Below are 22,401 nucleotides of genomic sequence, written 5' to 3' on the forward strand. Positions count from 1 at the left end.
ACATCGCCAGTTCCCTCGCGTCTATTGCCCAGCCTGCGCAATCCGCACCCGCTCGCGCCCCTTCATCAACCCCACTGCAAGCGCCGATAGAATCAACGCAATCGAAATCCCTTCGTTGAAATCAACCCGATGCCCAAGCATCAGCATCGAGCCTGCGACGCCAAATACCGGTATCAGTAAAGACAGCGGTGCCACCCTCGAAACCGGGTACTCTCGCAGCAGTAGATTCCAGCCCCAATAACAGAAATGTGTCGCCGCGTAGACTTGAAACAACAGCGAGAACACTGACACCCATTCAAGGTGTGCGACCAGGGACGTAAACGGAGCGGAACCGTGCGCCAGCCAGGTGAGCGCCAGTAAGGGGATCGGCGGGAACAGGCTGGCCCATACCACAAAGGCAAACATTTCCCGGACCTTTGACTGTTTGATGATGATGTTGCCGACACTCCAGCTAAATGCACTCACCAGCAGCAAGCCATAACCCACTGTCGTTGCATGGCCCGGGCTGCTGAAAATAATGCTGATCAAACCCAGCGCTGCGAGCCCCACCCCAAGAGTCTGTCCAAGGCTCAATTGCTCGCGAAACAGCAACACCCCCCAACCCAAGGTAAAAAATGCACTGAACTGAATCAACAGAGCTGCGGTCCCTGGTGGCACACCCAGTTCGATGCCCAGGTTGATCAACGCCCACATCGCGACCCCGAAAATCAATCCGTAGGCGGCCAACCACCCCATGGAGATCGACGGCCGCCGGACAAAAAACACCCACGGCAACGCCGCCAGCGTAAAGCGAAGAGCCGTCAGCAGCAGTGGATCAATAGCCGCCAGACCCAGTTTGGTGATGGGAAAGTTCAGACCCCAGACAGCCGTCACCAACACGGCCAGGATCAGGTGTTTTTTCTGCATGAAGTTCTATTTCCAGTATGCCGGGCCAGTGGCTGTATGCCCCAACCGCGACGCCACTATGCGCAACAGGGGCAATGGCTCGCTTGCACTATCAGGTCATAAATCATTAAATTCGGGCCATGCGCGAAACTGAAATAGATCCCTACGAAAACACTCCCCGCGATGCAGTAGTCACGGCCAATAACTATCTGGATGGCCAACACTTTGCGCTGCATACGCACCGACGTGGCCAGTTTGCCTACGCCGCCTGTGGCGTCATCACGGTATTCACTCGCCAGGGCAACTGGGTCGTTCCCCCACAAAGAGCTATCTGGGTACCGGCGGGCGTCCCCCATGAGATGAACATGAGCGGACCGGTGACCATGCTTAATACCTACATCCGTAACCGCGCCGTCGCTCGGCTCAGTCTGCCTGCTCACTGCCAGGTATTCGGCGTCTCGGCATTGCTCAAACAACTGCTGATCCGGGCCATGGACGTTCCGGCACTGTATGCCAAGGAGCATCTGGATGGCCATTTGATGACCTTGCTGCTTCACGAAATAGCCGGCATGTCGCCCTTATCGCTCAATGCACCGCTGCCGAGCGAACCAAGGCTGGCGCATATCTGTCGAAAGCTGCTGGAACAACCGTCGCTGGAAACCGGAATTGATGATATGACCCGGCAGGTCGGGATGAGCCGCCGCACATTTACCCGGCTGTTTCGCCAACAAACCGGTATCAGTTTTGTCGAATGGCGTCAGCAGGCATGTCTGTTGGCGGCCGTGGTGCGTTTGGGTAACGGAGAGGCAATTACGCGGGTGGCAACTGATCTGGGCTATAGCAGCCCGAGTGCCTTCACCAGTGTTTTCCGTCGAGTACTGGGCGAAGTACCCAGTCGGTATTTCCCGAAAAAAATGCTTTGAACTTTCCCCGGCAGTCTCAAAATCCCCACAGACCTATCAATAAACATTACCATTTACGACGTAACAGCCGAAAACGATGGAAACTCGAATGCGCAGGTCAGCTGTATTTCTTTTGGCATCCATGCTGACAGCGTGCGGGACCGGGCTGCCCGTCGGCAATACAAAAGCAGTGGAGAACGTAACGTCCGCAAATGGACACACCCCGCTGAACATGGATGGTTATACCGCCAGCAAACTGGATGCCCTGCTCAAAGAACGCTCAGCGATCCCCCCCGATGATATAGGGCAGATGAACAATCTGATTTCACGGGAGTTTTTGGGACGGCCCTACTCCGCGAACAGGTTGCAGGGCTCTGCTACCACGCCGGAAGCATTGGTCGTCGACTTCAGGGGCCTGGACTGTTTCACCTATCTGGATTACGTCGAAGCGCTGAGGAAGTCCAACAATGAAGCGGACTTCTTCAAGAACCTCATCCAGACGCGTTATGTGAACGGCAATCTCGATTACCTGCATCGCCGGCACTTCTTCACCGACTGGTCGCAGGCCGAGCAAAAGCTGGCCGACGACGTCACCGCGCAAATCAGCCCTCATGCGGTAACCGTGGTTAAGCGCCTCAATCGAAAAGCCGATGGCAGCGCCTACTTGCCGGGCGTACCCATGACCGAGCGCACGATTACCTATATCCCCAGCGCGTTTGTTAACGACCATGTGATCAGCCGTTTGCAGACTGGCGATTACGTTGGCATCTACACCCAACTCGCCGGCCTGGACGTTACCCATACCGGGTTCTTTATCAACAAGGACGAAGGACCCGTGCTGCGTAATGCCTCTTCGAAGAAAAAGAACCGGGAAGTCGTAGACTCTCCCTTCAAGGACTACATCGCGAAGACCCCGGGGATCGTGGTGTTACGAGCGCGGCAATCTGTGCCAGAGAGTCAATGAATTCTGGTTCGCCCATCTTGTGCGTACCCTCTACACCCTCAAACATCAACAAAGCCCGTACAAGACGCAATGCTGTTCACTTAAGCCGATGTTTCAGGCTCAACCGCAGTTGTGGCGAGGGAGCTTGCTCCCGCTGGGGCGCGAAGCGGCCCTGAATTGGGCCTGCTACGCAGTCCAGCGGGAGCAAGCTGTCCAGCGGGAGCAAGCTCCCTCGCCACAGATACTTCTCAGGCCTCCAGACTTCCTTAAGTGAACAGCATTGCGTCTTGTGCGGGCTTTGTTGCATCTGGGGCTTTGTCTTTCACTTACCTGTTCAAGGCGTGGGCGCCAATGCCAGATCGGCTCGCCCAACATTCGGTTTCTCGGCGGGACTTGCGCAGGCGACAAAATCCTCCTTGCGCAGTAGCACCAACGCGATCAGCGACACCACGCCCGTGCCGATGTAAAAGTACCAGGGCGAGGTAATGTCGCCGGTTACCTTGATCAGCCAGGTGGAAATCAACGGTGCGCTACCGCCAAATACCGCCACCGGAATGTTGTACGCCACCGCGATGCCCGTGGAGCGGATTCGCGTTGGCAACAACTCACTCATCAATGCGTAAGTCGACGAGGCATACAGGCCGAACAGGATTGCCACCGCCATCAACGGATAGATAAACGAAGCTGGCGTCGCCGTGGGTGCCGATTTGAACAGCCAGTACATCGCCAGAGTGGCCAGGGTGCCGATCACCAACAAAAACGGTTTGCGCCCGTATTTATCGGTGAACGCGCCGCCGAACGGCATGACCACTGCGGACGAGAGGCTGGCAACGAAGACGTAGAGCAAGGTCGTACCGCTGTCGAACTTGAGAATGCTCGACATGTAGGTCGAGGCGAAGGTCAGCACCAGATAGAAGATCGAGCTGTGCAGGGTAATGATGAAGAACACCAGGGCAATTGCCCTTTTCCACTGCCAGACTTCTCGCAGAGGGGCTTTGGAGGTTTCCCCCGCGCGCTGCAGCGCGAGGAACTCGGGACTGTCTTCGAGCTTCAGGCGGATGTACATCGAGATCAGGCCCAGCGGCGCCGCGATCAGAAACGGGATACGCCAGCCCCAGGCTTGCATCAGGTCAGCCCCCATCACCCAGGTCATGCCGTTGGCCACCGCACCACCCAGCAACAGGCCGAGTACCGCCGTCACCATCAACCAACACGTCGCAAATCCGCGTCGCCCGGGCCCGGCGTACTCGGAGATGAAACTGGTGATGGTGCCGATCTCGCCACCAGCGGAGAAGCCCTGTACACAGCGGATCAGCACCAGAAGAATCGGCGCGGCGATACCCAGCGTGGCATAGGTCGGCAACAGCCCCAGCAAAACGGTAGAGCCGGCCATCATCACCAGCACCGTGATCAGGGTCTTGCGCCGGCCGATCTTGTCCGCCAGCGGACCGAAGAACAGCCCCCCCAGCGGACGGATGAAAAAGCTCAAGGCAAAAGCTGCAAAACTGGCAAGCAGGCTGGTGGTCGGGTCATCGGAGACGAAGAACGCCTTGCCGATATAGACGGCGAGAAAACCATAAACGCCGTAGTCGTACCACTCGATCAAGTGGCCGGACGTTGCACCGATAAACGCCCGGCGCCGTTGCCGGGCCGGGTTCTTCTGTTGAATGCCCACGTGAGGGACTCCTGTCTGACTTCTATCCATGGAAAACACAACTCAGGGAACTGCAGTACCGCTCGCGACCTCCTTCAACCAGAGGCGCAAGTCGGTCTTGAGGATCTTGCCGTAACTGTTCCTGGGCAGCTCTGTGCGAAACACATACTTCTTCGGTTTTTTGAACGACGCCATGCGTTCGATGAACCAGGCATTGAGCAAAGACTCGTCGAGCACCCCGGCATTGCGGGGGACGATAAACGCTACCACTGATTCCCCCCACTGCACATCCGGCTCGCCGACCACGCAGACTTCAAATACTTCAGGGTGTTGCGCCAGCACTTCCTCGACTTCCCGCGGGTACACGTTGCAGCCCCCGGAAATGATCACATCCTTGGAGCGATCGGTCAGCGTCAGATATCCCGCACAATCAAGGAAACCAATGTCGCCGGTCAACAGCCAGCCATCCACCAAGGTCTGGCGAGTCGCGGGCTCGTTGCGCCAGTAGCCCTGCATGACGGTGGGTCCGCGCACGGCGATTTCCCCCGGCTGGCCGGGTGGCAACGGCCGGTGCTCAGGGTCCAGAATCCTGATGTCCACGCACGAATGTGCCCGCCCGACGGAAGCAGCCAGCGAAGCCCAGTCGGGACGGTTGCGATCCACGATCAGCTCTCGCGACAAGGCGCTGATCGTCATCGGGCTCTCCCCCTGACCGTAGATCTGCACCATCCGCGCACCAAAGGTTTCAACCGCGTCTTGCAGATCCGCCAGGTACATCGGCGCGCCACCGTAGACGATGGTTTTGATCCCGTCGCCGCCATAGCCTTGGCGACGGGCCTGCTCAACCATGCGCTTGACCATGGTCGGTGCGGCGAACAACGTGACATTGCGCAGCCTGCTCGCCAGCTCGAACAGCTCCTCGGCCTTGAAGCCACGGGATTCGGGGACCACATGGCGAGCACCGCAACGCACATGGATAAAGTTGTAGAGGCCGGCGCCATGGGACATCGGGGCCGCGTAGAGCACCGCATCATCCGGGCTGACCGGATCAACATCGAGCGGATAACACAGCGACATGGCCGTCAGGTTGCCGTGAGAGAGCATCACCCCTTTGGATCGTCCGGTGGTGCCGGAGGTGTAGAACAGCCAGGCAAGGTCATCGGCATCACGAGAACGGGGATTTTCCAACATAGTCGCATCGACCGAAGCGCACGCCAGACGGTCCGTTTGATTCAGTTCTCGACAGCCCTGCGGCAACGCCTCGGGCGAGAACACCTTGTCATCATCGGTGAAAATCAGCCGGGCTTGCGCATTGTCGACGATCCAGCTGGCTTCAACAGGGTGCAGCTTGCAGTTGATCGGCACCACCACCGCCCCCACCCACCAGACGGCATAAAGCAGTTCGAGGTATTCGCAACTGTTCTTCATGAACAGCGCCACACGGTCGCCGGGCGCAATGCCGTGCTCGTTTACAAGCTGCGCGGCACGGCTACGGACACGGGCGGCAAACGTGGCGTAGTCAGCGACTTGCCGCTGCCCCTCAAACAACGCTGGACGTTCTGGCCAACGTCGGCCGGCATCGTTCAACCAGTTGGCGATGTTCATGCTCAAGCCCTGCGTGCCTGAAGCACCGAAGCATAGTTGGCGACCGCCATGCCGCCCATGTTGAACAACAGACCGAACTCGGGATTCGGCACAGCCAGGCCGATGGGCTCGCCGGTCAACTGCCGAAAGGCCATAGCGTGCATCGACACCCCCGTGGCGCCCACCGGATGCCCCTTGGCCTTGAGCCCGCCCGACAGGTTCACCGGCAGACGCCCACCCGCCCGCACGATACCGTCATCCAGCGCCCGATGCCCCTCGCCTTTGGGCGCCAGGCCCATGGCTTCGTAGATCAGCAGTTCGGCGATGGTGAAACAGTCATGAACCTCGGCAAAGCTCAGGTCGGCCAAGGTGATATTGGCCCCACGCAGGGCCGAATGGATCGCGCGCTGCGGGCCTTCAAACGCGAGCATGTCGCGCTGGGCAATCGGCAGGAAATCGTTGACCTGCGTCGCCGAGCGAATCAGTACGTCACGACGAAACCGCCTGGCGCGCTTGGACGAGGCCAGCACAATGGCGGCAGCCCCATCGCTGATCAGCGAGCAATCGGTCAGGCGCAACGACTCCGCCACATACGGATTGCTTTTCGACACGTTGTTGCAGTGTTCGAAATCCATGACCCGGTGCATCTGCGCCAAGGGGTTGGCCATGGCATTGGAGTGGTTCTTGGTGGCGATCGCGGCCATTGACGCCATCGGGCACTGATAGCGGGCACGGTACTGTTGCGCGGCCAGGCCGAACAACTGCGGAAAACTGAGCCCGGCCTCTTCGACATCGTTTTGATAACCGGCACCGGCCAGGGCCTTGGTGACATCGGCCGTGGAGTTGGAGGTCATCTTCTCGGCGCCCACGATCAATACCAGTTCGGCTGAGCCTGAGCGGATCGCGTTGATCCCTGCATGAATCGCCGCCGAACCCGAGGCGCAGGCGTTTTCGCAACGGGTCGCGGGCTTGAAGCGCAAGCCTGGGTCGGCTTGCAGCATCAACGAGGCGGGAAAACCATCCGCAACCATCCCCGAGTTGAAATGCCCGAGGAACATCGCGTCGATGGCTGAGGCGTCAATGGCGGCGTCTTCCAGGGCTTCGCGGGTGACCTGAACGATCAGGTCTTCCAATGTGGAACCGTCCAGACGGCCAAATCGAGAGTGCGCGGCAGCGACGATGGATACGGAATCATGGGGCATGGTGATTTTCTTCTGTGCTTGGATCAGGCATTCCCTACAATGACCTACCGCCCGGATCGCTCGCTAGTTCGTGCAACTACGTACATGAATAAGTAAGCGCTCTGATACAAAGCGTCGTCAGTACCGGATTTAATCGAGGCAGGATGCCCAATGACCGTCTTCGCACATCAACTGAAAGACCTTGAGCGCCTGGCATTCAGGGTCTCGCCCGCCCCTCAGCTCATCACCGGCAACCGCGTGATGCTCGACTGCAACGAGGCATTCCTGGAACTGTTCGGCTACCAGCGCGAAGAGCTTCTGGGTTATCTGACCCTGCTGATCTATCCCTCCCAAGCGGACTACAAGACCATCGGCAATCGCAGCGAGACCTGGTTGCGCAACAGCCAAAGCGGCTCCTACTCCGACGAACGCTTCATGCAACACAAAAACGGCGAAGTGTTCTGGGCCAGGTCGCACGGCTACAGCCTGACCCCGGACGATCCATTCAAACTGATGGTCTGGCACTTCGAACGCATGGACCGTCCGCACCACGCCACGGTGAACCTCACACCCCGTGAACGCGAAATCTCGATGCACATCGTCAATGGCCTGACCTGCAAGGAAGTGGCCAAAAAACTGGCGATTTCCCACCGGACCGTGGAAGTCCATCGCGCCCGCCTGATGAAAAAACTGCAGGCCAAGAACAGTGCTGAGCTGGTGTCGAAGATTATTTTTGTGAGTTGACGGACGAGCCCCCCGCCAAGCCATAAAGAGAAGTCCTTTCAGTATTCGCGCTGAGGTCGAGAGTGGAGGAAGTACGCTCAGGGAACTCCCCGCAAAAGCCTCCAGTCACAGCTATATATGGCATCCCGCCGCCCCGCGAAGCCGACAACAATGAACAACGAAGAGCTTGTCTCCAAGCCAGTGGTCAGGGCTCATGGTTCGTGGTTGAAAAAACTGGGACCGGGGCTGATTACCGGTGCTGCCGACGATGACCCCAGTGGTATCGCAACCTACTCGCAAGCCGGCGCGCAGTTTGGTCTGAACACGCTCTGGACGTTGTTACTGACGTTCCCCCTGATGGTCGGCATTCAGGTCATCAGCGCCAAAATCGGTCGGGTCAGCGGTCACGGACTGGCAACCAACATTCGCCATCATTACCCCAAGCCCTTTCTATTTTCCATTGTCGGGCTATTGCTGATCGCCAACACCGTGAACATTGCCGCCGACGTCGCCGCAATGGGTAATGCGACGAAGTTGCTGATCGGTGGGCCGACTCACTTCTACGCCGTAGGCTTCGGGGTGGTTTCGTTACTGCTGCAGATGTTCATTCCCTACAGCCGCTATGTGCGCGTACTCAAGTGGCTGACCCTGGTATTGCTGGCTTACGTGGGCATAATTTTTGCGGTGCAGATCCCGTGGGGCAAGGTCGCTCTGCAGACGGTATGGCCGCATCTGTCCTGGAAGCCGGAATACATCACCATAGTCGTGGCCATTTTCGGCACAACCCTCAGCCCCTACTTATTCTTCTGGCAGGCCTCCCAGGAAGTGGAAGAAATGGAGGCTCGTCCCGACGCAGACTCGCTGATCAAGGCTCCAGAGCAGGCAAAGGTCAATTTCCGGCGGATCCGAATCGACACGGTCATTGGAATGGCATTTTCCAACGTCATCGCGTTTTTCATCATGCTGACCACCGCCGTCACCCTTCACATGCACGGCATGACTGATATCCAGACCTCCGAACAAGCGGCGAGTGCCCTGCGGCCCATCGCCGGAGAGTTTGCCTTCTGGCTGTTCAGTGCCGGCATCATCGGTACCGGTTTGCTGGCCATTCCCGTACTGGCAGGTTCCGCCGCCTACGCCATGGCGGGGGCCTTTCAATGGAAAAACAGCCTGGCCGACGAGCCAAAAACCGCCAAAGGCTTCTACGGAGTCATTGCAGCGGCAACGTTGTTGGGCGTTCTGCTGTGCTTTGCGCCCATTGATCCGATCAAGGCTTTGCTGTGGAGCGCCGTGATCAACTGCGTCATGGCCGTGCCGATCATGTTCACCATGATGTTCATGGCATCGCGCAAGGACATCATGGGTGACTTCGTCATTCGGCCAGGCTTGCGGATACTGGGCTGGAGTTGTTCGATGGCGATGGCATTGGCGGTCATCGCGATGTTTTGGGGAATGCTCGCCGGTTGATCCTGTTCAGCACCAACGAACAAGGGGACCGATTGATTGTCGTGAGTCCGACCCAAGTCAAAATTAATCAGCCCCCCTTTTCGTTTCAGCACTTCTTCGCCTGATCTTTCGCCTGCGCCCACACACGCTCTTCCTGCTCGCGCAGCTCCGGTGTGAACTCGGCACCGAAATCTTCCGCCTCGAACACCTGGCGAATTTCGATCTCTGCCTCCGTACCCGGCATCGGGTTTGGGCAGCGTTTGACCCAGTCGATGGCTTCCTGCTTCGACTTCACCTGCCACAGCCAGTAGCCGGCGATCAGTTCCTTGGTTTCGGCAAACGGGCCGTCGATCACCGTACGTTTCTCGCCGGAGAAGCGCACGCGGGTACCTTTGCTGCTGGGGTGCAGGCCTTCGCCGCCGAGGAGGATGCCGGCCTTGACCAGCTCTTCGTTGTAGTTGCCCATCGCGGTCAACAATTCCTGGCTGGGCATCACGCCGGCTTCGGAATCCTTGCTGGCTTTTATAATGATCATGAATCGCATCGTCGTCTCTCCGTTGGATGTGAACTACTCACTACCTTGTCGAACGGTAGCGCCGCAAATCGACAGCCCTTCATTTTTTATTTCCGCGCCCTCAACGATCCTAGGACATTTCCCGCAAACCGTAGTGCATGTGGTGAACTGGCGAGGAAGGATCAGGAGAGATAGCCTTCAGGTGTCGCTGCGCATCAGCGACCGGCTTTGACAGGCCGAAAAGTGTAATCTTTCACTCCACCTGAAAAGACGGCATGCTTTCCCGCATGCAGTTTCTTTATGGCGGCTGTGCGCGGGGCATCTTCGGGTGCGCCGGGTTCTTACACTTCTGGTCTGTCAACCCGCGTACGGCTGCCACCCAATCCTGTTTGACAGCGGGGGGCTGGCAGCTTTTATCACCAGTGTAAGGAGCTCCACCATGAAAAAGATCACCCCCAATCCCCCCGAAAAAACCACCACTCCTGTAAGCAATCTCTTCACCCTCCTCCCCAACATCGACACCGAAACCCTGCTGATCCACACCTCCGAAACCCTCGCCTCGCTCAACGTCATGACCACCGATCTGGCCTTCCAGCTCGAAGACTCGCGTCGCAACGTGGCGTTGGCGATTCAGCAGTTGATCGTGCTGGGCGAATTGCTGGTGAACCGGGCACTGGAGCATTTCGACACGCCGGACGCATCACACGAACCTCAACCCGCCGCTCACCACTGAGTGGTCACGCTCTGCTATTGAATGGAGGTTCTGCCATGACTCGATACATGCCCATCACCGGCATCGACTGCACCATCGCATCCCTGTTAATCGACACCGAAGCGCCGCTGGACGTGCTGCATGAAACAGCCGCCTACCGCATCCGTACCGCGACACAGTTGTTGGAGATCGTCGCCACCGGCGAGGGGATTCACAGTGAACTGGCACGAGCGCTGGTGGTTTCACTGCGCGATGGTTGTGATTTGCTGGACGTTGTTGGGCGACGATTGCAGGCGCAGGTTTTCTTGTCGTGAGGAAAATGGTGGCCCTCGCGGGCCACTTTCTAGCAATTGAGTTAACCCGTGCGCGGCTCACGATAAGCCTCTGACTCAACGGAAGGCTTCACTTAACGTAACTTTCTGTCGACCCAATGCGTGGGTATCGCTTCGTGAAACTACCTCAGCATCGTTCCTTCCGTGGTCAGGGTCAGATATTTCCCGCAAGCCAAAGCGTCGTGTGTGAACTTGTGCGGAATGAGCCGCAAACCTAATCTAGGCAAACGATACAGACGGTTCGTCTCAAACCGATTGATCGAGATCGCCACTGCCACCAGACTCCACCTTCCGCACTACCCGCTGACAAGGAGGCCACATGCAACGCACTGCGCTACCCAGCCATCTTGTTGGCATTGGCTTGTACACCCCGGCAGAAGCCGCGCTCTACACCGGCATTCCGGCCGCTGACATCCGCCGCTGGTTGTTCGGGTATACCGCCCACGGTGCTCTGCATCCTGGTCTGTGGCCCTCCGAACTGGCTGATCTGGGTGAACCCATCCTGGGTTTTCACGACCTTCTCGAAATTCGCTTTGTTCACGCTTTCCGTAAGCACGGCGTTAGCTTGCAAGCTATTCGCAGCGCTTCGGTGCAAGCAAAAGCGATGTTTGATCAGGCCTATCCCTTTACCTGCAAACGATTCCAAACAGACGGACGGAGCATTTTCGCCACGGTTCTGGATGAACTCGGCGATGACGCCTTGCTTGACCTGGTCAAAAGGCAATACGCCTTCAAACAGGTCATCACGCCATCGCTCTATGAAGGCATTGATTACACGGGCTCTGGTGCCGCTCAACGCTGGTACCCGATCAAACGCAGCAAGGCCATTGTTCTCGACCCCTCCAGAAACTTTGGAAAACCTGTGCTTTCCGTTACAGGGATCGACACAGCAACTGTTTTCAGTGCTTATCAAGCCGAAGGGAACGATGCCAAGCGCGTTGCTCAAATTTACGAGATACCTGCCAACGCAGTAGACGCGGCAGTTAATTTCGAGCTTAGGAATGCGGCTTGAACTTCCTGCTGGACAACAACCTCCCTCCCGCTCTGGCCCGTGCCCTTAACGAACTCTCCAAATCCGAAGGCCACACCGTGACGCCACTGCGGGACAAATTCCCGCAGAGTGCGACTGATATAGCGTGGATTTCAGCGTTGAGTGAAGAAGGTGGATGGGCCGTTATCTCGCAGGACAAATTTACCAAAGGCGATATTGAGAAAAGAGCCTTTCGTGAATGCGGCCTTCCCATTTTCTGCTTAACCAGACATTGGGGGAATGAACCTTACTGGAGCAAAGCTCACAATCTGGTGCGGTGGTGGCCGGCAATCTTGATCCAGGCAGATCTGATAAGCAGAGGCGCAGCGTTCCGTGTGCCTTGGAAGTTCGCGACTCATGGAAAACTTGATCAGATAAAAATCTAAAGCCCGACCCTACACCGGACTTTTTCATTTCAGAGCCCTTCTGCCCCCCACCACCGCTTCACCCACAACGTCCCCACAATCCCCACGACAATCGAGGCCAATGGCAACGTCGAGGTCAAACTCAGCGTCGGGAATACCAGCAGAATCTGAGAGTCGTTGCCGCCAAGCATCATCGAGGCGCCAATGCCCATCAGCACACCGGCCAATAAATGCACGCACGCCTTCGACAAGTTGAACGGCTGGTAGCTGAAGGTCTTGCGGCGCAGGGTGAAGCTGAGCATGCCCACCAGCAACATCACGAACACCACGACGCGCTGGCCGGTGAGGGTCGTTTRTTCGGGCATCCAGAACAGCTGTGACAGGTGGTAGAAGAACACGCTGGGTGTCCATTGCGGTTCGAAGGTGTACAGCGCGCTGGTCAGCGCCCCCAGCAGCATGCTGGAGAACACCAGATATTTGTCACCGTGAACATAGGCCAGAAACAGCAACGCCATCAGCACCACACCCAGGGTGAGCAGGTAGTGGCTGCTGGAGATTTCGGGCATCAGCAGGGTTCTATGCTCGGGCAACATGTTGAGCCGATACCAGAGCACAATCCCCAGCACCCAGCCGACAATCGTAAAGGCTTTATTGAGATTGCCGCAGGTAAGTTTGGTCAGGGTGCCGACGCTGCAACCGTCGTTGAGCACCGAGGCGACGCCAAATAACAGTCCCCCACCGATCAGCAACGGATACCCGACTTCTGGCGTGAACAACGGCTGGTTGATGCCGAAATAGCGATAAAGCGGCGCCAGCAGCAGGCCAAACAACCCGCAGGACACCAGTGCCACGAACAAGGTGGGTCGACGTTTGAGCATTAAAGCGCTGGCTTTGACCAGGCACATGCCCATCCGCTGCGAAACCCAGCCAATCAAGAATGCCAGCAACCACGCGATCAGCAACGAAAGCACACGCCTCCTAACACCTCGGCAAGCCCATCGATGGGTTAAAGACTAGTCGGCTTTTCAGTGGGCTCGCCAAGGCGACAACTAGGCCATCGTATCGACCCGCTCGATATTGTCAGCCAACGCAAAGACTGGCTAACAGCGGGATTCCTGCTAGCTTTCAAGCGAGTCCTACACTTCGCCCAGCGGCGCCTTTCCGGTCTGCGCCAACCATTCAGTCCACCTCGAAAGGGACCTCATGACCACCCTCAAAGACCGTCTGAAGCAGGGCAAGGATGCGCGCAAGCAGTGCTCGCGCAATGCTCAGGCGCTGCTCGGCAAGACTGATCGCGACCCACTCCCCTTGATCAAGGCCTCCAGTGCAGGGCGAATCCGTTCGCTGAACGAATTGCGCTTCGGGCGCATGCTGGTTTCGCCGTTCGCCTTCTATCGTGGCAACGCCCTGTTGCACGCCCACGACCTGTCCGGGACGCCGGACATGGGCCTGCATTCAACCATTTGCGGCGATTGTCACCTGATGAACTTCGGTGGTTTTGGCACGCCGGAACGCAACCTGCTGTTCAGCGTCAACGACTTCGATGAAGCTCACCCGGGTCCATGGGAGTGGGACCTGAAACGGCTGGTGACTAGCTTCCTGGTCGCCATTCGCGACCTGCGCCACGTTGCGTCAGTGGAGGAAGACATCTGTCGCCGCGTGGTCTCAGCCTATCAAGAGAGCATGGCCGAATGCGCCGAACAGAGTGCCCTGGAAATCTGGTACGACGCCCTCGGTTACAACGACTTGCTCAAACAGGAACCCTCCACCAGCACGCTGGAGCATGTGAAAAACGCCATTAACAAAGCCGAGCATCGCACCCATGCCGAAATGCTGCCCAAGATATGCGAGCGCGATAAACACGGCCGCTTGCTGATCCGTGATGATCTGCCACATATCTTCCATCTGCACAAAGACTCCACGCTGCTGGACGCCAATGATGACTGGATGCGCGTGGACGATTGGCGACCACCGTACGACAGCCTCATGCACGATTACCGAGCCACGCTGATGGGCGATCGTCGCGATTTGCTGGCGCGCTTCCAGGTCCAGGACCTGGCGTTCAAAGTCGTTGGGGTGGGCAGCGTCGGGACGCGCTGCCTGGTTGCTCTGCTGACCGACGATCTGGAGCGACCACTGTTTTTGCAGCTCAAGGAAGCACGCCGTTCGGTGATTGCCGATTACGTCAAAGCCAAATCGCGGATACGCCATGACGGCCAGCGCGTGGTTGAAGGCCAGCGCCTGATGCAGTCGGCCAGCGATCTGTTTCTCGGTTGGACCACCAGCCCCAATGGCCAGCACTTCTACGTACGCCAGCTACGGGACATGAAAATATCGGCAGAGCTGGAAACCTTCGATGCCGAAACGTTTTCCGCGTATGGCCACATCTGTGGCAAAGCCCTGGCTCGAGCCCACGCCAAAGCCTCCGGACAAGCTGCACAAATCAGCGGTTACATTGGCAAGAGCGAAGTCATGGCCAATGCACTGTTCAAGTACGCCAAGACCTATTCCGACCAGAACGAGCGCGACTTCGAACGCTTTCAACGAGCCTGCCGCAAAGGCAAGCTACAGGCCCGTTCGGAAACTGATTTTGCCGCTGATCATCTGCCTTAGGTGCGCACCTCAATAAATACAAAGGGTGACCGACCCGGTTCTACTGAGCTATAAACCGGCCGGCCTTGCCCATGATGTTTCCAATTCACATTTTGTTAAGAAGTAGCCTCGTATACTTACGAGTCCTGTTTTACTCTCGGCCCTCATCCTTCGGTAGCCTGATGCCTATGTCACGCCCTGCCCCACTCCTGTTGCTACTTACCTGCCTGCTGTTCTTCTTCGCCCTTGGCAATCACCAGTTACAAGGTTCCACCGAACCCCGCGTTGCCGGGATTGCGATGGAAATGCACCTGGATAACGACTGGGTGACCCCGCGCCTGTTCGGTCAACCCTTTCTGGAGAAACCACCGCTGAGCCTTTGGCTCGATGCCGGAGCGATCCGTGCGTTTGGTGGCACGCCATTGGCCGTGCGCCTGGCCTCAGCCTTCGCCGGGTTGTTCAGCGTGATGCTGCTGTACACCATGCTGCGCCGATTTGGCCGTCCAACGACCATCGCCTGGGTTGCCGGGATCATGCTGGCGACCATGGCCAGTTACTGGGGCAACGTTCGTGGTGTTGGCGAAGATGCACTGCTGAGCCTGGGCGTAACCCTGGCGCTGCTGTCGTTCTATCAGGCTCATCGCCAACATGCCGAACAGCGCGCAGCCTTGGGTAGCTGGCTGCTCTTCGCTGTCGGCATCGCCATCGCCACGTTGAGCAAAGGTGTGCTGGGCCTGGCAATGCCGGGGGTGGTGATCTTCGCCTACCTGCTGGCCGAAAGCCTGATCGACAAACGCTTCAGCCTGCCGCGCTGGATGGGGCCGGCACTGGCGACCCTGCTCGGGCTGATCCCTTTGGTGATCTGGCTGTTCATGCTCTATCAGCGCGGTGGCTCGCAGGCACTGGCCGAAGTGCTCCTGACCAACAGCGTCGGGCGCTTCAACGGCTCGTTCGTCGAGGCCGGCCACTACGAACCGTTCTATTACTACCTGGCCAAACTGCCTGAAGCCTTCCTGCCGTGGAACATCCTGGTGTACCTGGGGTTGTGGCATTTCCGTAAGAGCCTGGCGAACAATCGCTACCTGCTGTTCTTTACCCTGTGGCTGCTCGCCCAGTTCTTCATGCTGACCCTCGCATCGAGCAAGCGCACGGTGTACCTGATGTCCCTGACGCCGGCCGCCGCCGTACTGGCCGCAGAATATGCGGCAGTGCTGTACGAGCGCTTGCGCAAGCACACCGAAGCATCAACTTTGCTCGGCAAAATCGCCCGCAATCGTCGCGGTATCGCAATCGGCATCATCAGCGTGCTGTTCGTCAGTTATCTGGCCGCGGCCCAATGGATCGTCCCGCGTGCGGACCGCAAACTGTCGTTCCTGCCATTGACCGAGCAAATCCAGACCATGCAGGCCAACGGACAAGAAGTTGCGCTGTATCAGGCGAACGAACGGACCGCCGGAGCAACGGTGTTCTACACCCATACCCTGCTCAAGGACTTGCAGACCGAAGCCGAGCTGACGGCATTTCTCGCCGCCTCTCCCACGCATGTGGCGCTGATTGCCGCCGAGACTGAGCCCAAGGCCCCGTTGAAGGTACTGAAGAAAATGCTGGTGGGGCGTCAGGATTACTATTTCGTCGCACAGTAAAACGGCCAGCAAAAAAAACGGCACCTGATGCAGGTGCCGTTTTTTATTGCCTGGCAAAAGTAGTCTGGGAGGATCAACCCGCCGGGCTATTTGATATCGACTGATTGCCAGTCAGAGGCTTCGATCAGCCCCAGCAGTTTCGGCTGGGTTTGCGCGGTATCCAGCGTAAAAAACAGTGAGGCGCCATACCCTGGGGTCGATGCCGGCAACTTCAGTTCTTTTTCCAGATCCGCCATGCACTCGCTGTGGGTGATCAGTACCAGGTTACGGCCGGCGACCTTGTGCGCCAACACGTCACGCAGCATCGTGCCTTTGCAGTTGAAGAGCCAATCCTGGGCACTGCCGAGCGTATTGAACATGTAGCGCGACGTTTGCACGGTCCGCGTCAACGGACTGTTGTAGATGTCGGCGTTAGTCAGGCCCAGGTGAGTGAATTGCGAACCAATCCCGACAGCCACCGCACGCGCGCGTTCGGTAATGCCATCGGCACCGTCCAGGCAAGGGGCGGTGGAGTGGTCGCATCGCTCAACATGACGGATCAGCACAATCGTATTGCCCTTGGCCCAACTGGCCGCCAGGGCCTTGTCTCCGGCAATGTTGCCGTGGGCCAGGTCCGCCGGACCGACGGGACGCAACAGCCAGAATGCCAACGCGATAACAAAGAGCGATGCCAGTAGTGCCAGGGCAATGTATTTAGCGCGAGTGAGCCCACCCCTGTTCAGTGAACGCTTGATACCCGCAAGACCCAATCTCGACTCCACCTTCACACTGCCTCGGACACACGAATACCCAATTGTACGGGCAACATTAAAAGTCGATGCGTAAGTACCCAGTGAAATGAATGTGAAAAAATGCTCAACCGACAAGCATGCCCCGTATTTTCTTGTTACGAAAAACGTTTCAGCTATCGCGCCTGCCGCCGATACGCCCTCTACGAATACATTCTGCTGGCCTCCAAAAAAAATAATCTTCCAGCCAACTGACGATAAGAAGCACAACGTTCCTGGAGGAATTTTTGATGAATAGCTGGTTCGCCAACATCAGCGTCAACCTGAAGCTGAGCCTGGGCTTCGGCCTGGTGCTGGCCCTTACGTGCATTCTCGCCCTGACCGGCTGGACCAGTCTGGGTGGGCTGATCGACCGCAGCAACTGGATGAGCGACATCACTCAGCTCAACGCGGGCCTTACCAAACTGCGGGTTACCCGTTTGCAGTACATGCTGGCCGACGGCGACGAAACCGTGGCGCAGACCGTGCAAACCGCCCTCGACGGCTTCAAGGCCCAGCAGCAATCGCTGGTAGCGAGCTTCAAGAGCCCGGAAAACCTCAAACTGCTCAAAGAACAGGGCGCGGTCATCGACGCCTACCAGCAGTCGTTGAACAAAATGCGTAACGCTTATCGAACCGGGAACAGCGCGCGTCAGGCCATGGGCGAGAATGCCGAGAGCGCCAACACGCTGATCGGTGATATCGACACCCGCGTGCGCCAAATGCCCTTGAGCGATCAACGCTTCGAGCAGTTCCTGGCCATTAGCGAGGCCAAGGAACAGTTTCAGCTCGCCCGCTACGAAGTCCGCGGCTACACCGCCGACAGTAATCCGACCACCGAGCAAAAAGCCGTTGCCCAACTCGACGCGGCAATCGCCAGCCTGAAAGCACTCAACACGCATTTCGCCGACACCCAGCAAGACGCGTTGCGTCAGCTGCAAAACGCCCTGCTGAATTACCGCAGTGCGTTACAGGCCTTCAAGGCAGCTAACAGCGAAGCGGTTCTGGCTCGTCAGGAAATGACCGTCCAGGGTAATGACATCGTTGCGCGCAGTGATGCGCTGTATCAGATCCAGCTGGATCGCCGCGACATCGAAAGCACCCAGGCACGCACCCTGCAACTGATCAGTACACTGCTGGCGTTGCTGGTCGGCGTGCTCGCGGCCGTGATCATCACCCGACAGATCACTCGCCCACTGCGCGAAACCCTGGCGGTGGTCGAGCGCATCGCCGGCGGCGACCTGACCCATGATGTTCACGTCACCCGTCGTGACGAACTTGGCGTGTTGCAGCAAGGCATCGCACGGATGGGCGTCACCCTGCGCGACCTGATCAGCGGCATCCGTGATGGCGTCACCCAGATCGCCAGCGCTGCCGAAGAGCTGTCAGCCGTGACTGAAGAAACCAGTGCCGGGGTCAACAGCCAGAAGATCGAAACCGATCAGGTCGCCACCGCCATGCACGAAATGACCGCCACCGTGCAGGAAGTCGCGCGCAACGCCGAAGAAGCGTCGCAAGCGGCAGCAGCGGCTGACGGTGAAGCCCGCGAAGGCGATAAAGTGGTCAACGAAGCGATCGCTCAGATCGAACGCCTGGCCAGTGAAGTGGTGCGCTCCACCGAAGCCATGACCGTGCTGCAACAGGAAAGCGACAAGATCGGCAGCGTCATGGACGTGATCAAGGCAGTGGCCGAACAGACCAACCTGCTGGCGCTCAATGCTGCCATTGAAGCGGCACGCGCCGGTGAAGCCGGTCGCGGTTTCGCGGTGGTCGCTGATGAAGTGCGTGGCCTGGCCCAACGCACGCAGAAATCCACCGAAGAAATCGAAGGCCTGGTCGCCGGCCTGCAGAACGGCACCCAGCAAGTCGCCGCCGTGATGAACAACAGCCGCAGCCTGACCGACAGCAGCGTCGAGCTGACCCGCAAGGCCGGCGTGTCACTGGAAAACATCACCCGCACGGTGTCGAACATCCAGTCGATGAACCAGCAGATCGCCGCCGCTGCCGAGCAGCAAAGCGCGGTGGCCGAAGAAATCAGTCGCAGCATCATCAACGTGCGCGACGTCTCCGAGCAAACTGCCGCCGCCAGTGATGAAACCGCCGCGTCCAGCGTTGAATTGGCACGGTTGGGTAATCAGTTGCAGATGATGGTGAGTCACTTCAGGGTCTGACCATCACATTGCACAAATCGGTTCCCACACATTTGCAGGAGCGTCGCCCAGTCCTCCTGCAGGTGAGATAGCTCAAACACTAATAGCATTGGTAAACACCAATCGATTCCCGAACGGATCACTAACGGTCATGTCCTGGCTCCCCCAGGGCATGGCCTGAATCTGTGGAAGAGCGAAGCGGTACTCCTTGGCCAGCAATTGCTGCTGAAACGCTTCCAGCTCATCAGTCTCGATGCGTAGCGCCGAACCCGGCGTAGCGTCGCCGTGGTGCTCGGACAGGTGCAGAACGCATTCACCCCGCGACACTTGCAGATAAAGCGGAAAGTTCTCGCCGAACGTGTGCTGCCAGTCAAGCGTGAAACCGAGGAAGTCGACGTAGAACTCCAGCGCCTTGGCTTCATCGAAGATCCGCAGGATCGGGGTGGTTTTACCGAAGCTCATTGCGCTACTCCCAAACTGAAAGGCCCCACTCTAAGTGGGTTGCATGACAGCGCTTCGGCTTGGCAATGGCTTTCTTTAATCTCACAGTGCCACTATGAGACCTGGATCAAAAGATCGCAGCCTTCGGTAGCACCTACAGGAGAACGGGTTCGGCGCAGGCGGCGATCTTTTGATCGTCAACACTCAATGAAAGCCCATACGCAAATCCCCTTCCCGCGCCAGAAAACGCCCAGCCCTGCTGTCGTTTGCCCTGCCCTCACGGTAGCTCAAGACGCCATTGACCCACACGCCGTCGATGCCTTCGGCCGCCCGTTGCGGGTCATTGAAATCCGCTATATCACGCACATGCAACGGGTCGAACAGCACCAGATCCGCCCAATGCCCTTCGCGTATTTCACCGCGCTCTTTCAGGCCGAAACGCTCCGCCGACAGCCCGGTCATCTTGTGCACCGCCGTGTGCAGCGGGAACAATCCGAGATCCCGGCTGAAGTGCCCCAATACCCGTGGAAATGCGCCCCACAACCGCGGATGCGGAAACGGGTCTTCCGGCAAACCGTCGGAACCGATCATCGATAACGGGTGGGCCAGAATGCGCCGCACATCCGCCTCGTCCATCCCGTAATAGACCGCCCCGGCCGGTTGCAAGCGACGGGCCGCGTCCAGCAACGGCATGCCCCACTCGGCGGCGATGTCCATCAGGTCGCGGCCGCCCGCTTCAGGGTGTGGCGTCGACCAGGTGATGGTGATGCGAAACGCGTCCGTCACCTGTTTGAGATCCAGGGTCGAGGAGCTCGCCGCATACGGATAACAATCGCAACCCACCGGGTGGGTTTTCGCTGCGTGCTCAAGGGACGCCAACAGCTGTGGACTGCGCCCCCAGTTGCCGGCGCCAGCGCATTTGAGATGGGAAATGATCACCGGACTTTTCGCGTGGCGAGCAATCTGGAATGCCTCGTCCATGGCCTCCAGCACCGGTTCGAATTCGCTGCGCAAATGGGTGGTGTAGACCGCGCCGAAAGCCGTCAGCTCTTCAGTCAGTTGCATGACTTCGTCGGTAGATGCCGAGAAGGCGCTGGCGTAGGCCAGCCCTGTGGACAAACCCAGTGCACCGGCCTCCAGGCTCTCGCGCAGTTGCTCACGCATTGCCGCAATTTCACTCGACGTGGCAGTGCGAAACAAGTCGTCCAGGTGATTACTGCGCAGCGCCGTGTGGCCGACCAGTGCGGCCACGTTCAACGTCGGGTTGGCCGCTTCGACTGCGGCCCGATAATCACTGAAACGCGGATAAACAAAGGCTGCGGACGTACCGAGCAGATTCATCGGGTCCGGTGGATCGCCGCGCAAACTCACTGGTGAGGCGCTGATCCCGCAATTGCCAACGATCACCGTGGTCACGCCCTGGCTGAGCTTGGGCAGCATCTGCGGTTGGCGGATTACCACCGTGTCGTCGTGGGTATGTACATCGATAAAACCTGGCGCAAGCACTCGTCCCGCCGCGTCGATTTCCTCATCGGCGCTGACATCCTGCAAATCACCGATGCGCGCGATCCGTCCGTTCACAATCGCCACGTCGGCGGGATAACCCGGCGTGTTGCTGCCGTCGATGATCAGGGCGTTGCGGATCAGCGTGTGGTACTGCATGTCAGTCTCCCAACGGCAGATGATCATCGCCGCCACGGTAGTCGTCGAGGGCGAGCTTGATCCGCCGCAGACGTTCTTGATTGCCTTCAGGATTGGCCAGCGCCAGCTCGGTGGCAAGCACATCGATGGCCAGCAGCATGCCGTAGCGCGCCGCTGTCGGTTTGTAGATGAATGAGGTTTCGGCGCTTTGCAGCGGCAACAGCACATCGGCCATTTGCGCCAGCGGCGAGTCGGCCAGGGTAATCGCCAGAATGCGTGTGCCGTAGCTGCTCGCCAACTCGACAGCCTCCAGCAGTTCCGGGGTGATGCCGGTCAGTGAGCAGGCAATCAACGCATGCTCCGCGCCCAAGGATGCGGCGGTCACACGCATCATCACCGGGTCATGGCAGGTGGCAATCGGGTAGCCGAGGCGCACCAGCCGCACCTGCAGCTCATCGCTGCACAGCGTCGAACAACCGCCCATGCCGAACGCGTGAATCATCCGCGCCTTGCCCAGCAACTTCACTGCGTCGGCGAAACGCGACTCATCGAACGCCGACAAATGTTGATGCAGCGTCGACTCGATATCGCCGACAATCTGCCGATAAAACCCCGACTGCTCCGGCGTCCCCGCCGGGTCGAGAAAACGACTCCCGACACCACTGGCCTGGGCCAGTTGCAGGCGCAAATCGCGCAGGTCACGGCAGCCGACGCTACGGGCAAACCGCGAGAGTGTCGCACTGCTGACCTCGGCTCGCAGCGCCAGCTCGTCGAGGCTCGCCGATGCGGCAAACCCCACATCGTCGAGCATCAACCGGGCAATCCGTCCTTCACCGGCGCTGAAGGAATCCTGACGCGCACGAATCTGATAGAGGATGTCCATTTACCGCACCTGC

Annotated in this window: 20 protein-coding genes and 2 pseudogenes; 12 read left to right on the forward strand and 10 right to left on the reverse strand. The window is 58.4% G+C overall.

What is annotated here, in order from left to right; genetic code table 11:
- Positions 1-21: 21 nt before the first annotated feature.
- Positions 22-906, reverse strand: a complete 885-nt coding sequence (locus AC1DHT_RS16965; protein WP_427541911.1) for an EamA family transporter — start codon at positions 904-906, stop codon at positions 22-24.
- Positions 907-1,025: 119 nt separating this feature from the next.
- On the opposite strand from AC1DHT_RS16965, the gene AC1DHT_RS16970 reads away from it, so the two are divergent.
- Positions 1,026-1,808: an AraC family transcriptional regulator gene (locus AC1DHT_RS16970; RefSeq protein ID WP_427541914.1), complete on the forward strand. Its 783-nt coding sequence runs from the start codon at positions 1,026-1,028 to the stop codon at positions 1,806-1,808.
- 88 nt (positions 1,809-1,896) lie between these two features.
- Positions 1,897-2,751: a DUF1460 domain-containing protein gene (locus AC1DHT_RS16975; protein WP_427541917.1), complete on the forward strand. Its 855-nt coding sequence runs from the start codon at positions 1,897-1,899 to the stop codon at positions 2,749-2,751.
- A 313-nt stretch (positions 2,752-3,064) separates the two neighbouring features.
- Here AC1DHT_RS16975 and AC1DHT_RS16980 read toward each other — a convergent pair whose 3' ends face one another.
- The 3 genes from AC1DHT_RS16980 to AC1DHT_RS16990 are packed head-to-tail and all read right to left on the reverse strand — an operon-like array spanning position 3,065 to position 7,170.
- On the reverse strand, positions 3,065-4,405 hold the full coding sequence (locus AC1DHT_RS16980; RefSeq protein WP_427541920.1) for an MFS transporter: 1,341 nt from the start codon (positions 4,403-4,405) through the stop codon (positions 3,065-3,067).
- A 42-nt stretch (positions 4,406-4,447) separates the two neighbouring features.
- Positions 4,448-5,989, reverse strand: a complete 1,542-nt coding sequence (locus tag AC1DHT_RS16985; protein ID WP_427541922.1) for a class I adenylate-forming enzyme family protein — start codon at positions 5,987-5,989, stop codon at positions 4,448-4,450.
- Positions 5,990-5,991: 2 nt separating this feature from the next.
- Positions 5,992-7,170 carry an acetyl-CoA acetyltransferase gene (locus AC1DHT_RS16990; RefSeq protein WP_427541925.1) on the reverse strand — a complete coding sequence of 393 codons (1,179 nt, stop codon included), beginning with the start codon at positions 7,168-7,170 and terminating at the stop codon, positions 5,992-5,994.
- Between the two features lie 150 nt (positions 7,171-7,320).
- Between AC1DHT_RS16990 and AC1DHT_RS16995 the strand changes: the two genes are divergently transcribed.
- Complete coding sequence (locus AC1DHT_RS16995) at positions 7,321-7,893, forward strand: LuxR C-terminal-related transcriptional regulator (protein WP_427541928.1); 573 nt, start codon at positions 7,321-7,323, stop codon at positions 7,891-7,893.
- A gap of 150 nt (positions 7,894-8,043) precedes the next feature.
- The gene (locus AC1DHT_RS17000; protein ID WP_427541931.1) at positions 8,044-9,339 is read left to right on the forward strand and encodes an NRAMP family divalent metal transporter; all 1,296 of its coding nucleotides are present in this window, start codon (positions 8,044-8,046) and stop codon (positions 9,337-9,339) included.
- An 85-nt stretch (positions 9,340-9,424) separates the two neighbouring features.
- Here AC1DHT_RS17000 and AC1DHT_RS17005 read toward each other — a convergent pair whose 3' ends face one another.
- Entirely contained in the window at positions 9,425-9,862 is a 438-nt protein-coding gene (locus tag AC1DHT_RS17005; protein WP_427541934.1) for a YciI family protein, read from the reverse strand.
- 409 nt (positions 9,863-10,271) lie between these two features.
- Between AC1DHT_RS17005 and AC1DHT_RS17010 the strand changes: the two genes are divergently transcribed.
- The 4 genes from AC1DHT_RS17010 to AC1DHT_RS17025 all read left to right on the forward strand — a co-directional run bounded on the left by AC1DHT_RS17010 (position 10,272) and on the right by AC1DHT_RS17025 (position 12,292).
- The gene (locus tag AC1DHT_RS17010; protein WP_427541937.1) at positions 10,272-10,565 is read left to right on the forward strand and encodes a DUF6124 family protein; all 294 of its coding nucleotides are present in this window, start codon (positions 10,272-10,274) and stop codon (positions 10,563-10,565) included.
- Positions 10,566-10,600: 35 nt separating this feature from the next.
- Positions 10,601-10,858, forward strand: coding sequence for a hypothetical protein (locus AC1DHT_RS17015; protein ID WP_427541940.1), 258 nt, complete (start codon positions 10,601-10,603; stop codon positions 10,856-10,858).
- Between the two features lie 337 nt (positions 10,859-11,195).
- The gene (locus AC1DHT_RS17020; RefSeq protein WP_477749093.1) at positions 11,196-11,888 is read left to right on the forward strand and encodes a DUF433 domain-containing protein; all 693 of its coding nucleotides are present in this window, start codon (positions 11,196-11,198) and stop codon (positions 11,886-11,888) included.
- Complete coding sequence (locus tag AC1DHT_RS17025) at positions 11,885-12,292, forward strand: PIN-like domain-containing protein (RefSeq protein WP_427541942.1); 408 nt, start codon at positions 11,885-11,887, stop codon at positions 12,290-12,292. Before AC1DHT_RS17020 ends, AC1DHT_RS17025 begins: the two co-directional genes overlap by 4 nt.
- Positions 12,293-12,321: 29 nt before the next feature.
- Here the strand turns inward: AC1DHT_RS17025 and AC1DHT_RS17030 are convergent, their stop codons facing one another.
- Positions 12,322-13,242 (reverse strand): YeeE/YedE thiosulfate transporter family protein, encoded by a 921-nt coding sequence (locus AC1DHT_RS17030; protein WP_477761408.1) that lies wholly within the window; start codon positions 13,240-13,242, stop codon positions 12,322-12,324.
- 232 nt (positions 13,243-13,474) lie between these two features.
- Here AC1DHT_RS17030 and AC1DHT_RS17035 point away from each other — a divergent pair, with 232 nt between their 5' ends.
- Together AC1DHT_RS17035 and AC1DHT_RS17040 are read left to right on the forward strand one after the other, a co-directional pair.
- Positions 13,475-14,884 carry a DUF2252 domain-containing protein gene (locus AC1DHT_RS17035; protein WP_427541948.1) on the forward strand — a complete coding sequence of 470 codons (1,410 nt, stop codon included), beginning with the start codon at positions 13,475-13,477 and terminating at the stop codon, positions 14,882-14,884.
- Positions 14,885-15,051: 167 nt separating this feature from the next.
- Complete coding sequence (locus tag AC1DHT_RS17040) at positions 15,052-16,506, forward strand: ArnT family glycosyltransferase (RefSeq protein WP_427542034.1); 1,455 nt, start codon at positions 15,052-15,054, stop codon at positions 16,504-16,506.
- 86 nt (positions 16,507-16,592) lie between these two features.
- Here the strand turns inward: AC1DHT_RS17040 and pmrG are convergent, their stop codons facing one another.
- Positions 16,593-17,267, reverse strand: coding sequence for a lipopolysaccharide core heptose(II)-phosphate phosphatase PmrG (gene pmrG, locus AC1DHT_RS17045; protein WP_427541951.1), 675 nt, complete (start codon positions 17,265-17,267; stop codon positions 16,593-16,595).
- 257 nt (positions 17,268-17,524) lie between these two features.
- Between pmrG and AC1DHT_RS17050 the strand changes: the two are divergent.
- Both AC1DHT_RS17050 and AC1DHT_RS17055 read left to right on the forward strand, forming a co-directional pair.
- Positions 17,525-18,586, forward strand: a pseudogene (locus AC1DHT_RS17050) (methyl-accepting chemotaxis protein); the annotation flags it as partial.
- Between the two features lie 261 nt (positions 18,587-18,847).
- A pseudogene (locus AC1DHT_RS17055) lies at positions 18,848-19,444 on the forward strand (methyl-accepting chemotaxis protein); the annotation flags it as partial.
- Positions 19,445-19,516: 72 nt separating this feature from the next.
- On the opposite strand, the gene AC1DHT_RS17060 reads toward AC1DHT_RS17055, so the two are convergent.
- From AC1DHT_RS17060 to AC1DHT_RS17070, 3 genes are all read right to left on the reverse strand, one after another.
- Entirely contained in the window at positions 19,517-19,885 is a 369-nt protein-coding gene (locus AC1DHT_RS17060) for a glyoxalase superfamily protein (RefSeq protein ID WP_427533133.1), read from the reverse strand.
- 183 nt (positions 19,886-20,068) lie between these two features.
- Complete coding sequence (locus AC1DHT_RS17065) at positions 20,069-21,526, reverse strand: D-aminoacylase (RefSeq protein WP_427541954.1); 1,458 nt, start codon at positions 21,524-21,526, stop codon at positions 20,069-20,071.
- 1 nt (position 21,527) lies between these two features.
- Positions 21,528-22,388 (reverse strand): MurR/RpiR family transcriptional regulator, encoded by an 861-nt coding sequence (locus AC1DHT_RS17070; RefSeq protein ID WP_427533131.1) that lies wholly within the window; start codon positions 22,386-22,388, stop codon positions 21,528-21,530.
- Positions 22,389-22,401: the final 13 nt, after the last annotated feature.

The sequence above is a fragment of the Pseudomonas sp. 05N432 genome, assembly GCF_056396945.1.